General features: G+C 60.9%; 15 protein-coding genes and 1 riboswitch. All 15 genes read left to right on the plus strand.

The genetic code is table 11. The features are described from left to right. The first annotated feature begins 78 nt into the window (after nucleotides 1–78). A riboswitch (molybdenum cofactor riboswitch) is annotated at nucleotides 79–219 on the plus strand. The 15 genes from moaA (at nucleotide 207) to modC (ending at nucleotide 12,346) form a co-directional block, all read left to right on the plus strand. Beyond that, nucleotides 207–1,202 carry a GTP 3',8-cyclase MoaA gene (gene moaA / locus LRL22_RS07880; protein WP_157162249.1) on the plus strand — a complete coding sequence of 332 codons (996 nt, stop codon included), beginning with the start codon at nucleotides 207–209 and terminating at the stop codon, nucleotides 1,200–1,202. Its footprint overlaps the riboswitch before it by 13 nt. A 239-nt stretch (nucleotides 1,203–1,441) precedes the next feature. Further along, on the plus strand, nucleotides 1,442–1,984 hold the full coding sequence (gene napF, locus LRL22_RS07885; protein WP_216975333.1) for a ferredoxin-type protein NapF: 543 nt from the start codon (nucleotides 1,442–1,444) through the stop codon (nucleotides 1,982–1,984). Between the two features lie 29 nt (nucleotides 1,985–2,013). Continuing rightward, nucleotides 2,014–2,268: a chaperone NapD gene (locus LRL22_RS07890; RefSeq protein ID WP_216978040.1), complete on the plus strand. Its 255-nt coding sequence runs from the start codon at nucleotides 2,014–2,016 to the stop codon at nucleotides 2,266–2,268. 101 nt (nucleotides 2,269–2,369) lie between these two features. Then, nucleotides 2,370–4,859, plus strand: a complete 2,490-nt coding sequence (gene napA, locus LRL22_RS07895) for a nitrate reductase catalytic subunit NapA (protein ID WP_270905107.1) — start codon at nucleotides 2,370–2,372, stop codon at nucleotides 4,857–4,859. Between the two features lie 16 nt (nucleotides 4,860–4,875). Then, nucleotides 4,876–5,613: a ferredoxin-type protein NapG gene (gene napG / locus LRL22_RS07900; RefSeq protein ID WP_270905108.1), complete on the plus strand. Its 738-nt coding sequence runs from the start codon at nucleotides 4,876–4,878 to the stop codon at nucleotides 5,611–5,613. Continuing rightward, nucleotides 5,610–6,485: a quinol dehydrogenase ferredoxin subunit NapH gene (gene napH / locus LRL22_RS07905; RefSeq protein ID WP_270905109.1), complete on the plus strand. Its 876-nt coding sequence runs from the start codon at nucleotides 5,610–5,612 to the stop codon at nucleotides 6,483–6,485. Before napG ends, napH begins: the two co-directional genes overlap by 4 nt. Then, on the plus strand, nucleotides 6,485–6,940 hold the full coding sequence (locus LRL22_RS07910) for a nitrate reductase cytochrome c-type subunit (RefSeq protein WP_005334452.1): 456 nt from the start codon (nucleotides 6,485–6,487) through the stop codon (nucleotides 6,938–6,940). The genes napH and LRL22_RS07910 overlap by 1 nt, the downstream gene beginning before the upstream one ends. Nucleotides 6,941–6,951: 11 nt before the next feature. Beyond that, nucleotides 6,952–7,542, plus strand: coding sequence for a cytochrome c3 family protein (locus LRL22_RS07915; RefSeq protein ID WP_005353459.1), 591 nt, complete (start codon nucleotides 6,952–6,954; stop codon nucleotides 7,540–7,542). Nucleotides 7,543–7,784: 242 nt separating this feature from the next. Continuing rightward, nucleotides 7,785–8,291 carry a molybdenum cofactor biosynthesis protein B gene (gene moaB, locus LRL22_RS07920; RefSeq protein WP_005344126.1) on the plus strand — a complete coding sequence of 169 codons (507 nt, stop codon included), beginning with the start codon at nucleotides 7,785–7,787 and terminating at the stop codon, nucleotides 8,289–8,291. 9 nt (nucleotides 8,292–8,300) lie between these two features. Continuing rightward, nucleotides 8,301–8,825: a cyclic pyranopterin monophosphate synthase MoaC gene (gene moaC, locus LRL22_RS07925; protein WP_110302479.1), complete on the plus strand. Its 525-nt coding sequence runs from the start codon at nucleotides 8,301–8,303 to the stop codon at nucleotides 8,823–8,825. After that, on the plus strand, nucleotides 8,822–9,067 hold the full coding sequence (moaD, locus tag LRL22_RS07930; RefSeq protein ID WP_106552192.1) for a molybdopterin synthase sulfur carrier subunit: 246 nt from the start codon (nucleotides 8,822–8,824) through the stop codon (nucleotides 9,065–9,067). Before moaC ends, moaD begins: the two co-directional genes overlap by 4 nt. 100 nt (nucleotides 9,068–9,167) lie before the next feature. After that, nucleotides 9,168–9,641 (plus strand): molybdopterin synthase catalytic subunit MoaE, encoded by a 474-nt coding sequence (moaE, locus tag LRL22_RS07935; protein WP_270905110.1) that lies wholly within the window; start codon nucleotides 9,168–9,170, stop codon nucleotides 9,639–9,641. Between the two features lie 87 nt (nucleotides 9,642–9,728). Further along, the gene (modA, locus tag LRL22_RS07940; protein WP_270905111.1) at nucleotides 9,729–10,457 is read left to right on the plus strand and encodes a molybdate ABC transporter substrate-binding protein; all 729 of its coding nucleotides are present in this window, start codon (nucleotides 9,729–9,731) and stop codon (nucleotides 10,455–10,457) included. Between the two features lie 111 nt (nucleotides 10,458–10,568). Then, complete coding sequence (gene modB, locus LRL22_RS07945; RefSeq protein WP_005361814.1) at nucleotides 10,569–11,249, plus strand: molybdate ABC transporter permease subunit; 681 nt, start codon at nucleotides 10,569–10,571, stop codon at nucleotides 11,247–11,249. After that, on the plus strand, nucleotides 11,246–12,346 hold the full coding sequence (modC, locus tag LRL22_RS07950) for a molybdenum ABC transporter ATP-binding protein (RefSeq protein ID WP_425292792.1): 1,101 nt from the start codon (nucleotides 11,246–11,248) through the stop codon (nucleotides 12,344–12,346). The genes modB and modC overlap by 4 nt, the downstream gene beginning before the upstream one ends. Nucleotides 12,347–12,430: the final 84 nt, after the last annotated feature.

The raw sequence follows: 12,430 nt of genomic DNA on the forward strand, positions 1-12,430 counted from the left end.
ACTGATGCGCACCTCTGAATAGTGATAAGGACCCCGCAAGATGCGTGGGAGTGTACTCCAACTTGTGTTAGCATCGAAAAACTAGATGAACTCCGAGCGGTTTTGCCTAAGTCCTAGCGATAGGGGGAAACCAGCCGTCAGCCGACGTTCGAGCTGTAAGGGTCAGGAAAGAAATGCCCTGGCCTCCCGTATTTGGAAAGGTGTTTATGTTGCCACTTGAAGATGGTTTTTCCCGTCGTTTTTACTATTTGCGTCTGTCAGTGACCGATGTGTGCAATTTCCGTTGCACCTATTGCTTGCCTGACGGCTATCGCCCCCCGGAAGGTCACAAAGCGGGGCGTCAACCCTTTCTCTCGATTGACGAGATCCGCCGCGTGGTCAGCGGTTTTGCCGCCATGGGCACCCGCAAGGTGCGCATCACGGGGGGCGAGCCCTCCCTGCGCCGCGATTTCACCGAGATCGTCAAGGTGATTGCCACCACCCCGGGTATCGAGAAGGTCGCCATGACCACCAACGGCTATCGCCTCAAGGAGCGGGCTCAAGAGTGGTTTGATGCCGGACTCAACGCGCTGAATGTCAGTGTCGACAGTCTCGACCCGCGCCAGTTTCACCAGATCACCGGTGAGAACAAGCTGGCCGAAGTGATGGAGGGGATCGAAGCAGCACTGGCCGCCGGTTTCAAATCGGTGAAGATCAATGCGGTGCTGCTCAAGGGGCTCAACGACTACCAACTTGATGCCTTTCTGGGCTGGATCAGGTACAAGCCCATCGAGCTGCGCTTTATCGAGCTGATGCAGACCGGCGAGATGGATACCCTGTTCCGTGACCACCATGTCAGCGGCGAACAGATCAAACAGCGCTTGCTGGAGAGCGGCTGGGTGCAGCAGTTGCGGGGCACGGATGACGGTCCGGCGCAGGTCTTTATGCACCCCGATTCGCAAGGTGGGGTGGGGCTCATCATGCCCTACAGCAAGGATTTCTGTGCCGGTTGCAACCGGCTGCGGGTCTCCTCGCTGGGGAAGCTGCATCTGTGCCTGTTTGGCGACAACGGCATCGACCTGCGGGATCTGCTCGGCGCAGATGGGCAATCTGATGAGCTGCAACAGCGCATTCGCGCGGCACTGGCGGGCAAGAGTGCCACCCATCGTCTCCATGAGGGCAATACCGGTATCACCCCTCATCTCGCCTCGATCGGCGGATAACCGCAAAAAATCGCCAACGATTAAATAGCAATCCTCACATGGAGGTATTTTAACCGATACCTCCATTTTTATTGCGCTGCAAGGCTTTGATCTGGCGCAAAAGTCCCCCCTGTTTATCTCCCTGGTGGTATATCCCTTACCTTGTCAGGGCCGCAATATACACCCACTCTTATAATTGGTATCAAGAATGCCAATCATGGACTCGCACTGTCCCCTTTTTCACCAGAACAGGAGTCAACATGCCGGATGAGATCGATCTTGCCCGCCGCGGCCTGTTCCGGGGGCGGCTGAGAACTGCCGAACCGCCGGTGCAGTTGCCCTGGTCAGTCAACTGGTCGGCATTTGTCGCCGACTGCACCCGCTGCGGGGACTGTTTGGCTGCCTGTCCGGAGCAGATCCTGGTGAATGGCGAGGGTGGTTTTCCGGTGGTCGATTTCCAGCGTGGCGAATGCACCTTCTGCACCGAGTGCGTCATGGTCTGCAAGGCGCCGCTGTTTCGCCCGACCAGCGAGTCCCCCTGGCACTACAAGGCCCATATCGAGGCCAACTGTCTGGCCAATGGTCAGGTGTTCTGCCAGCGCTGTCAGGACAGCTGCGAGCCCAATGCCATTCGTTTTATTCCGGTGCTGGGGCGTGTGCCCACCCCGACGGTCGAGCCGGATCGCTGTAATGGCTGCGGCGCCTGCGTGCAGGATTGTCCGGTTGGCAGCATCAAGGTCGACGGGCGAGCCGCCCCATCCGGTGGTACGAGCCAGCCCTCCCTCAAGCAGGAGTCAGAATGAGTCAGAAGCCGTGTGACACAGAAGCCACTATGGATCAGGAGTTCCATGTATCGAGTCTGGTGGTGCTGACCCAGCCCGCATTGCGCCATCAGCTCGCCGAGCAGATTGGCGCCCTTGAAGGGGCCGAGATCCATGCCGTCAGTGACGAGGGCAAGCTGGTCGTGACCCTGGAAGGTCCGAGCCAGCGGCCGATCATGGCGGCCATTGATGCGATACAGGCGATGCCGGGTGTGCTCTCTGCCGCCCTGATTTACCACCAGTTCGATGAACTGGGCGGTCACTGAAAAGAGTGATGGGATGCCGGGCGTGCCCTCTACCGCTGATGGCTGGCTCCCGTTCGACTGATTCGACAACTATTACGCGATAAGCAATGTGAGGATATGCCATGAAGCTGAGTCGACGCGACTTTATGAAGGCCAACGCGGTGGCAGCTGCCGCTGCCGTGGCCGGTGTCAGTGCCCCCACGCTGGCAGCCAATCTCATCACCAGTACCGACAAGACGGCCATCCATTGGGATAAGGCTCCCTGCCGCTTCTGCGGTACCGGCTGCTCCGTGCTGGTGGGCTCTCAGGATGGTCGGGTCGTGGCGACTCAGGGTGACCCCGATGCACCGGTCAACCGTGGCCTCAACTGCATCAAGGGTTACTTCCTCTCCAAGATCATGTACGGCCAGGATCGCCTGACCCAGCCGATGCTGCGGATGAAGAACGGCCAGTTCGATAAGGATGGCGACTTTGCCCCCATCAGCTGGGATCAGGCGTTCGACATCATGGCCGAGAAATTCAAGGCAACTCTGAAAGAGAAGGGGCCGACCGCTGTCGGCATGTTCGGCTCCGGCCAGTGGACTGTCTGGGAAGGTTACGCTGCCGCCAAGCTGATGAAGGCCGGTTTCCGCTCCAACAACATCGACCCTAATGCCCGCCACTGCATGGCCTCTGCGGTCGTCGGCTTTATGCGTACTTTCGGTATGGATGAGCCGATGGGCTGCTATGACGATATCGAGCAGGCCGATGCGTTCGTGCTGTGGGGCTCCAACATGGCCGAGATGCACCCCATCCTTTGGTCACGGATGTCTGATCGCCGCCTTTCCAACCCGGATGTGCAGGTGCACGTGCTCTCCACTTTCGAGCACCGCAGTTTCGAACTGGCGGATAACGGTATCGTCTTCACGCCCCAGACTGATCTGGCGATCCTCAACTATGTCGCCAACTACATCATTCAGAACGACAAGGTGAACTGGGACTTCGTCAACAAGCACACCGTGTTCAAGAAGGGGGCCACAGACATCGGTTACGGTCTGCGTCCGACCAACCCGCTGCAGCAGAAAGCGAAGAACCCGGACAGCGGCGATGCCACTCCGATGACCTTCGAGGAGTTTGCCAAGTTCGTGGCGGATTACGATGTGGAGTCGGTCTCCAAGCTCTCCGGCGTCTCCAAAGAGAAGCTGGAAAAGCTGGCCAAGCTCTATGCCGATCCGAGCAAGAAGGTGGTCTCCTACTGGACCATGGGTTTCAACCAGCATACCCGTGGCGTCTGGGCCAACAACCTCTGCTACAACATCCACCTGCTGACCGGCAAGATCTCCGAGCCAGGTAATGGTCCTTTCTCACTGACCGGCCAGCCCTCTGCCTGTGGCACTGCGCGGGAAGTGGGTACCTTCGCCCACCGTCTGCCTGCCGACATGGTGGTGACCGAGCCCAAGCACCGCGCCATTGCCGAGCAGATCTGGAAACTACCGGAGGGGACCATTCCCGACAAGGTGGGTTTCCACGCCGTGCTGCAGGATCGCATGCTCAAAGATGGCAAGCTCAACGCCTACTGGGTGATGTGTAACAACAACATGCAGGCCGGCCCCAACATGAATACCGATCGCCTGCCTGGCTATCGCGATCCGCGCAACTTCATCGTGGTCTCCGACCCGTACCCGACCGTCACTGCCCAGGCCGCTGATCTCATCCTGCCGACCGCCATGTGGGTGGAGAAAGAGGGGGCCTATGGCAACGCCGAGCGCCGCACCCAGTTCTGGCACCAGCAGGTGAAAGCGCCGGAAGGGGCCAAGTCCGACTTGTGGCAGCTGATGGAGTTCTCCAAGCGCTTCAAGGTTGAGGAAGTGTGGCCGGCTGAACTGATTGCCAAGATGCCGGAAGTGAAGGGTAAAACCCTGTTCGACGTGCTCTATGCCAACGGTCAGGTCAACCAGTTCCCGAAAGAGCAGAGCAAGGGGATGCTGAACGACGAAGCCGAACACTTCGGGTTCTACGTTCAGAAGGGCTTGTTCGAGGAGTACGCCACCTTCGGTCGTGGCCACGGTCACGATCTGGCACCGTTCGATCAGTACCACGAAGCCCGTGGTCTGCGCTGGCCTGTGGTAGATGGCAAAGAGACCCTGTGGCGCTATCGCGAAGGGTTCGACCCCTATGTGAAAGCGGGCGAGGGGGTACGTTTTTATGGCAAGCCCGATGGCAAGGCGGTCATCTTCGCCCTGCCGTTCGAGCCCGCCGCCGAGTCGCCGGATAAAGAGTACGATCTGTGGCTCTCCACCGGTCGTGTGCTGGAGCACTGGCACACCGGCACCATGACCCGTCGGGTGCCCGAGCTCTATCGCGCCTTCCCGGATGCGGTACTCTTCATGCACCCGGATGATGCCAAGGCTCGCGGCGTGCGTCGTGGCGAAGAGGTGATCGTCTCCTCCCGCCGTGGCGAGGTGAAGACCCGTGTCGAGACCCGTGGTCGCAACCGTCCGCCGAAAGGACTGGTCTTCATGCCCTTCTTTGATGCGAGCCAGTTGGTCAACAAGCTGACCCTGGACGCCACCGATCCGCTCTCGAAAGAGACCGATTACAAGAAGTGCGCCGTCAAGGTGATGAAGGCTTAAGGCGGGGGAGTGCGAGATGAGTCGTAGTCGTCGCCAGTTTCTGGCCGACATGGCCAAGGGGGCCTGCGGTGTGGGCCTGCTTGGCGTGGGGCTCGGTGGCGTGGCCCGCCAGCAGGCACAAGCTGTGCCTGCCCAGGCGCTGCGTCCGCCCGCCGCTCTCGATGAAACAGAGTTCCTCAGCGCCTGCGTGCGTTGCGGGCTCTGCGTCGAGGCGTGCCCCTACGACACCCTCAAGCTCGCCCGGCTGTTTGACCCTGTGACCACCGGCACCCCCTATTTCAAGGCGCGTGCCGTGCCCTGCGAGATGTGTGATGACATCCCTTGTGTGATGGCCTGCCCGAGCGGGGCGCTGGATCAGCAGATGACCGACATCGATCAGGCCCGGATGGGGGTGGCAGTGCTCATCGATCACGAGACCTGCCTCAACTATCTGGGGCTGCGCTGCGATGTCTGTTATCGGGTCTGCCCGCTGATTGACAAGGCGATCACTCTTGAGCTGCAGCATAACCAGCGTACCGGCAAACACGCCATGTTCCTGCCCACGGTACACAGCGATGTCTGTACCGGCTGTGGCAAGTGTGAGCATGCCTGCGTGCTGGAGGAGGCCGCCATCAAGGTGGTGCCACGTCAGCTCGCCAAAGGTGAGCTGGGTCATCACTACCGACTCGGCTGGGAAGAGAAGGCCAAGGCGGGGAACAAGTCGCTCATCGGCGACAGGCTCACCCTGCCCACCCGCAAACCGGAGGGGTTATGAGTCGTTATCCGGGGGAAGAGGCTCGCATCAAGCTGGGGTGGTGGCGTTCCCACCGCTTCCTGTTGCTGCGTCGGCTGAGTCAGTTCAGCGTGCTCGGGCTGTTTTTGCTGGGGCCGCTGGCGGGTATCTGGATCCTCAAGGGCAACCTCTCCAGCTCGCTGTTGCTGGAGACTGTGCCGCTGACCGATCCCCTCACGCTGTTGCAGTCGCTGATGGCGGGCCACTGGCCCATCACCACCCTCTGGTTGGGGGCTGCCATCGTGCTGGCCGGTTACTGGCTGGCCGGGGGGCGGGTGTTCTGCTCCTGGGTCTGTCCGGTCAACCTCATCACGGATGCCGCAGCCTGGCTCCGGGGGCGACTTGGATTAAAGGGCAACGGCCAGTTCAGCCGTGCGACCCGCTACTGGCTGCTGGCCATGGTGCTGGTGGTGCCAGCGGGGGTCGGGATGATGGCGTGGGAGTTGGTCAATCCTGTGTCGCTCGCCATGCGCGGTCTGCTGTTTGGCATGGGGGCGGGCTGGGCCCTGCTGGCGGCGCTATTCCTGTTCGATCTCTTCGTGGTTGAGCGGGGCTGGTGCGGTCATCTCTGTCCGGTGGGGGCCTTCTATGCCCTGGTCAACCGGGTCGGATTTATCAAGATTTCTGCCAAGGGGCGCGAGCGGTGCAACAACTGCATGGATTGTTATGCGGTCTGCCCGGAGCGTCCCATCCTGCGCGGGCCTGTTCACGGTGCCAAGCGCGGTCACGGGCCCTTGATTGCGGCTCAGGAGTGTACCAACTGTGGCCGCTGCATCGATGTCTGCGCGGAGCAAGTTTTTGAAATCACTGTAGGTTTTGCCGTCAAGGCAGAAAAAACGTCGGAGAACAAATAATGAAAAAGCTGATTGGAGCAATGCTGGCCTGCCTGATGGCGGGATCCTTGATGGCAGCGGCCCCCGAGATCACCAACAGTACCGGTGGCCTCAAGTCCGAGCGTGGCGCCACCGATCTGGTGACCGATGCCACTGCCGCTCCCCTGAAAAACTTCCGCAAGGATGGCGCGCCCTATGATCGCCAGTACATGCATCAGCCGCCGCTGATCCCCCACGACATTCGCAACTATGAGGTGGATACCAAGGTCAACAAGTGCCTGGCTTGCCACAGCTTCAAGAATGCCAGTGCCATGAAGGCCCCCAAGATCAGTCCGACTCACTTCGAGACCCGCGACGGCCTGACCCTGGGTGAAGTGTCGCCGCGTCGCTACTTCTGCCTGCAGTGCCATGTACCGCAAGCGGATGCCAAGCCGCTGGTGGAAAATACCTTTAAACCGGTTGAAGCGCTGAACTGAGGAATCCATAGATGAAATTACCCGGCTTTATCCAGCGTCTGTGGACCACCTTCAAGTCACCATCGAAGGCGGCTCTCTGGGTCATCCTGCTGATGGGCTTCTTCGGTGGCGTGATTTTCTGGGGTGGCTTCAACACCGCCATGGAAGCATCCAACACCGAGGCCTTCTGCACCAGCTGTCACGAGATGAAGGACAACGTGTTCGAGGAGTATCGCGATACCATCCACTACGCTAACCGCTCCGGTGTGCGGGCCAGCTGCCCGGATTGTCACGTACCCCATGAGTGGACCTACAAGATCATCCGCAAAGTGCAGGCTTCCAAGGAGCTGTGGGGCATGATCACCGGCAAGGTGGATACCCGCGAGAAGTTCGAGTCACACCGACGCGAGATGGCGGAGCGGGAGTGGCAGCGGATGAAAGAGACTGATTCGCGCGAGTGCCGCAACTGCCACAACTTCGAGTACATGGACTTCTCCCTGCAGGGGCAGCGTGCCGCCAAGATGCACTCTACCAATCTGGCCAGTGGTGAAAGTACCTGCATCGACTGTCACAAGGGGATTGCTCACCAGCTGCCCGACATGACCGGGGTTAAAGGGTTCTGATCCTGCGACGACAGGCCGGGTTTACCCGGCCTGCGTTTTGTTCATATATGGGACAAGCATCAGATTTGTGTGTCTTTTAAATCCCATATCTCGTGAAACCTTTGATAGAATCAGCCCGCCGTCACACGCTTGAGCAAGTTGGTCACCCCTGTCTGCGTCCGTTTTTGCGCCCTGACAGCTGGCCTCTCATACCCCTTCTCTTCCTGCCTCGTTGACGGCCCATAGCCACAAGGAGCTGCCCGATGGGACAGAAACACAACGCATTTATTCCCCTCAAGATCGCCGTGCTGACGGTTTCCGACAGCCGCACTGCCGCCGATGACAGCTCGGGCGACTATCTGGTCTCGGCCCTTACCGACGCGGGCCATCAGCTGGCCGATCGGGCGCTCTGCCCGGACAACCTGTTTCGCATCCGCGCGCGGGTGAGCGAGTGGATCGCCGATGAGGGGGTGCAGGTGGTACTGATTAACGGCGGTACCGGCTTCAACGAACAGAACCGGGTGCCGGAAGCGGTCGGTGTGCTGTTCGAGCGCACCGTACAGGGTTTTGGCGAGATGTTCCGTCAGCTCTCTTTTGCCGAGATTAAAGGCTCCGCCATGCAGAGCCGTGCGCTGGCGGGACTCGCCAATCGCACCCTGATCTGCTGTCTGCCCGGCTCCACCGGCGCTTGCCAGCTGGGTTGGGAGCAACTGATCCGCGATCAGCTCGATGCCCGCACCAAGCCGTGCAACTTTGTCTCCCACCTCTGAGAGCAAACGATGAACCAGACCGATCCCAAGCAGACCCAGCCCAACCTGACGCATCTGAACCAGAGCGGTGAAGCCCATATGGTGGATGTGACCGACAAGCAGGTGACCGAGCGCGAAGCCCGCGCCGAGGCGTTTGTTGCCATGGCCCCCGAGACGCTGGCGCTGATCCTGAGCGGCCAGCACCACAAGGGTGACGTGTTCGCCACCGCCCGCATCGCCGGCATCATGGCCGCCAAGAAGACCTCTGATCTGATCCCACTCTGCCATCCGCTGGCCTTGACCAAAGTCGAGGTGGAGATAGTGCCGCTGGCCGAGCAGAATCGGGTGCATATCCGCACCCTCTGCAAGCTCTCCGGCAAGACCGGGGTGGAGATGGAGGCGCTGACCGCCGCGTCGGTAGCGGCGCTGACCATCTACGACATGTGCAAGGCAGTGCAAAAAGACATGGTGATCGAGCAGGTGCGGCTGGTAGAGAAAAAGGGCGGCAAGTCCGGCCATTTCCAGCTGGGGTCAAATAGCGGGGAGCAAGCATGATCAAGGTACTGTTTTTTGCGCAAGTAAGAGAGCTGGTTGCCTGCGATGAGCTGAGCCTGCCGTGCGACTATGCCACCGCCGAACAACTGCGTGCGGCGCTCTGTGAACGCGGCGACAAGTGGGCACTCGCCCTCGAGTCGGGCAAACTGCTGGTGGCGGTCAACCAGACCCTGGTGTCCCTCGATACCCCCATCAATGATGGCGATGAGGTGGCCTTCTTCCCGCCGGTGACCGGAGGTTGATGATGAGTGAAATAATGACCGTGGATCGCACCACTGAGCTGTGTGGTGGCGATGAGGTGGCCTTCTTCCCTGCCCCTCCAGTAACGACCGGAGGTTAAGGATGAGCGAGGCAACCATGACCGATCGCATTCTGGTCCAGCGGGAAGATTTCTCGCTGGCGGACGAATATGCCCGCCTAGCCACCCGCCCAGACAGTGGCGCCATCGTCACTTTTGTTGGCAAGGTGCGCGACTTCAATCAGGGGGAGGAGGTTAAAGGGCTGGCCCTCGAGCACTACCCCGGCATGACCGAGAAGGCGCTGGCCGATATTGTGCAGGAGGCCCGCTGCCGCTGGCCGCTGCAGGAGTGTACCCTCATTCATCGTATCGGCGAGCTGTGGCTTGGCGATCAAATCGTGCTGGTGGCGGTGAGCAGTGCCCACCGCGACGCCGCCTTTGACGCCTGTCACTTCATCATGGATTTCTTGAAAACCCGGGCGCCGTTCTGGAAAAAAGAGCTGACTGCCGAGGGTGTGCAACGCTGGGTCGAGGCCAAGGAGAGCGACAACGCCGCCGCTGCCCGCTGGCAAGCCTGACCTGTTCATCACGAGGGGCGCAGGTTCAACGGGAACCACGGCCCCGCCAAGGGGCGCGGATGTGCGGGCCCCATCAGGAGAAAGGGAATGAAACCGCTGTTATCTGTTGTCATCGCCGGTGTCTGCGCCGCCACCTTGCATACCGGTGTCGTGCAGGCCGATGAAGTGAAAGTGGCCGTGGCCGCCAACTTCAAGGGAACCATCGAGCGTATCGGTAAGGAGTTTACCGCCAAGACCGGCCACACCCTGGCCATCTCGTCTGCCGCCACCGGAGTGCTCTACACCCAGATCAGTCACGGCGCACCGTTCGATCTCTTCCTCTCCGCCGATGCGGCGACCCCCGAGAAGCTGGAAAAAGAGGGCAAGGGGAGCGATCGCTTCACCTACGCCATCGGCCAGCTGGGGCTGTGGAAGAAAGGGGGGCCGGCCCCTGACGAGGCGACCCTGCGTAGCTGGAAAGGCAACCTCGCCATCGCCAATGCCCGTACCGCCCCCTATGGTGCTGCCGCCATGGCGACCCTCACCCATCTCAAGATCGATCCCAAGCAGTACCGGTTGCTGACCGGCGCCAACATCGGCCAGACCTGGCAATTTGTCGACACCGGCAATGCCGAGCTGGGCTTTGTCGCCTGGGCCAATCTGGTTGAGGCGGGCAAGACCGCCGAAGCTTGGGCAGTGCCTGCCGACTTCTATCCCCCCATAGAGCAGCAGGGGCTGGTATTGAAAAAAGGCGCCGCGGTCGAGGCGCTGGTGGCCTGGCTCAAGGGGCCGGGTCAGGCACAGATCAAGGCAGCTGGTTATGCCCTGCCCCAATAAGGGGATGGGCCTGATGCGATACCCTGAGTGGTCGGCCTTCGGGTCGGCCACTCTTTGCAATAAGGATGGATACCATGCCGTTGGGGGCATTTATCAACCGGGAGGTCGGTAATGAGTGAAGGGGATCTGCTGGCGGTCTGGCTCACCCTGAAGCTTGCGGCCTGCACCACAGCGATTTTGCTGTTGCTGGCACCGCCGCTGGCCTGGTGGCTGTCGCGCAGTCAGAACCGGCTGCGGCCGCTGGTTGAGGCCTTGGTGGCACTGCCGTTGGTGCTGCCTCCCACGGTACTGGGTTTTTATCTGCTACTCGCCTTCTCCCCCGAATATGGCTTCGGCGCCTGGTGGCGCGACACCTTTGGTGCCCCGCTTGCCTTCAGCTTTCTCGGCCTGCTGTTCGCCTCCATCCTCTATTCGCTGCCGTTCGTAGTGCAGCCGCTCACCTCCGCCTTCGTCAACATGGGTAACAAGGAGCTGGAGGCTGCCGCTACCTTGGGGCTCGGCCCGCTGGAGCGCTTCTTCCACATCATCTTGCCGATGACCCTGCCCAGCTTCGTGATGGCGGCGGCCCTTGGCTTTGCCCATACATTGGGGGAGTTTGGCGTGGTGCTGATGATTGGCGGCAATATTCCGGGGGAGACCCAGGTGCTTTCGATTGCCCTGTTTGATCATGTGGAGGCGATGGATTACCAGAACGCCCATATTCTGGCGGGCGGCCTGATGGCCTTCTCGCTGGTGATGTTGGTACTGGTCTACGGGGTTCTGCAGCGCAGACAGCGGAGAGTGTTTGGATGAACCAGCCCGCCACTATGCCGCCAGTGAACGAGCCGCACCGCCATGCCCTGAACCTCCATGTCCGGCGCGAGTTTGGCTCCTTTACCCTCGATTGCGCTCTGACCCTCGAGCTGGGGGGGATCCTCGGCCTGTTCGGCCCCTCGGGCTGCGGCAAGAGCACCCTGCTGCGCATCATCGCAGGGCTCGATCGCCAAAACGGGGATCGCTTGCGGTGGCGCGATCGGGAATATGCTCAACTGCAGCCCGAAGCGCGCCGGATCGGACTGGTGTTTCAGGACTCGCGCCTCTTCCCCCATCTGACGGTGCTCGGCAATCTGCAACTGGCGGCCCGCAAGGGGCGAGGGCGCTGGCAGCCCGAAGCGCTGGCGGCGCGGCTCGGTTTTGCCGATCTGCTGGGGCAGCCTGCACATGCCCTCTCTGGCGGTCAACGCCAGCGGGTAGCGCTGGGGCGGGCGCTGCTGGCCGAGCCTGATCTGCTGCTGCTCGATGAGCCTTTGTCTGCGCTCGATCGGCGCAGCCGCATCCATCAGGCCCATGTGCTAAAGGGCTTGCAGCAGGAGAGCGGCATCCAGATGATCTTCGTCAGCCACGCCATGGAGGAGGTGAGCCTGCTCTGCGATCAGCTGGTGCTGCTGGAAGGTGGCAGGGTGGAGGCGCAAGGTAGGCCGAGCGAAATCTTCGCCCGTACCGACCTGTCACTCGCCAGCCGTGACGATGCCGGAGTGATGCTGGCGGCGACCCTCTCTCACTACGATGAAGAGGAGCAGATGGCGACCCTGCAGCTTGGTGAGCAGCAACTGCGGGTCACCATGACCCATGTGCCGGACGAGAGCGGCCCTTTGCAGATCAAGGTGGCGGGGCGCGATGTGGTGATTGCCACAGCACCTATCGAGCACTCCAGTCTCTCCAACTGTCTCGTCACCCGTCTGCTGGCGGTGCGCGAGGTGCGCCCCGGCCAGACCCTGTTGCAGTTGGCGCTGGGTGAGCAGATACTGCTGGCTCGGATCACCAGCCGCTCCGCCAGGCGGCTGGCGCTGGCGCCGGAGCAGCAGATCTACGCTTATATCAAGGCGGTGAGTCTGGTCAGCGAAGGCTGATTGGGCGCCGTGCTGATAACGTGGCAGGATAACCACGGGTGACATAACAACAAGAGATGGTTCAGGTGATGAGTCGAGAGGCAA

This window comes from Aeromonas sp. PI_26, from assembly GCF_027854445.1.
In the GTDB taxonomy this organism is placed as follows: domain Bacteria; phylum Pseudomonadota; class Gammaproteobacteria; order Enterobacterales; family Aeromonadaceae; genus Aeromonas; species Aeromonas veronii.

Coding starts and splice junctions, on each gene's coding strand:
- moaA (WP_157162249.1), top strand. CDS start 207: ATGTTGCCACTTGAAGATGGTTTTTCCCGTCGTTTTTACTATTTGCGT.
- napF (WP_216975333.1), top strand. CDS start 1,442: ATGCCGGATGAGATCGATCTTGCCCGCCGCGGCCTGTTCCGGGGGCGG.
- LRL22_RS07890 (WP_216978040.1), top strand. CDS start 2,014: ATGGATCAGGAGTTCCATGTATCGAGTCTGGTGGTGCTGACCCAGCCC.
- napA (WP_270905107.1), top strand. CDS start 2,370: ATGAAGCTGAGTCGACGCGACTTTATGAAGGCCAACGCGGTGGCAGCT.
- napG (WP_270905108.1), top strand. CDS start 4,876: ATGAGTCGTAGTCGTCGCCAGTTTCTGGCCGACATGGCCAAGGGGGCC.
- napH (WP_270905109.1), top strand. CDS start 5,610: ATGAGTCGTTATCCGGGGGAAGAGGCTCGCATCAAGCTGGGGTGGTGG.
- LRL22_RS07910 (WP_005334452.1), top strand. CDS start 6,485: ATGAAAAAGCTGATTGGAGCAATGCTGGCCTGCCTGATGGCGGGATCC.
- LRL22_RS07915 (WP_005353459.1), top strand. CDS start 6,952: ATGAAATTACCCGGCTTTATCCAGCGTCTGTGGACCACCTTCAAGTCA.
- moaB (WP_005344126.1), top strand. CDS start 7,785: ATGGGACAGAAACACAACGCATTTATTCCCCTCAAGATCGCCGTGCTG.
- moaC (WP_110302479.1), top strand. CDS start 8,301: ATGAACCAGACCGATCCCAAGCAGACCCAGCCCAACCTGACGCATCTG.
- moaD (WP_106552192.1), top strand. CDS start 8,822: ATGATCAAGGTACTGTTTTTTGCGCAAGTAAGAGAGCTGGTTGCCTGC.
- moaE (WP_270905110.1), top strand. CDS start 9,168: ATGAGCGAGGCAACCATGACCGATCGCATTCTGGTCCAGCGGGAAGAT.
- modA (WP_270905111.1), top strand. CDS start 9,729: ATGAAACCGCTGTTATCTGTTGTCATCGCCGGTGTCTGCGCCGCCACC.
- modB (WP_005361814.1), top strand. CDS start 10,569: ATGAGTGAAGGGGATCTGCTGGCGGTCTGGCTCACCCTGAAGCTTGCG.
- modC (WP_425292792.1), top strand. CDS start 11,246: ATGAACCAGCCCGCCACTATGCCGCCAGTGAACGAGCCGCACCGCCAT.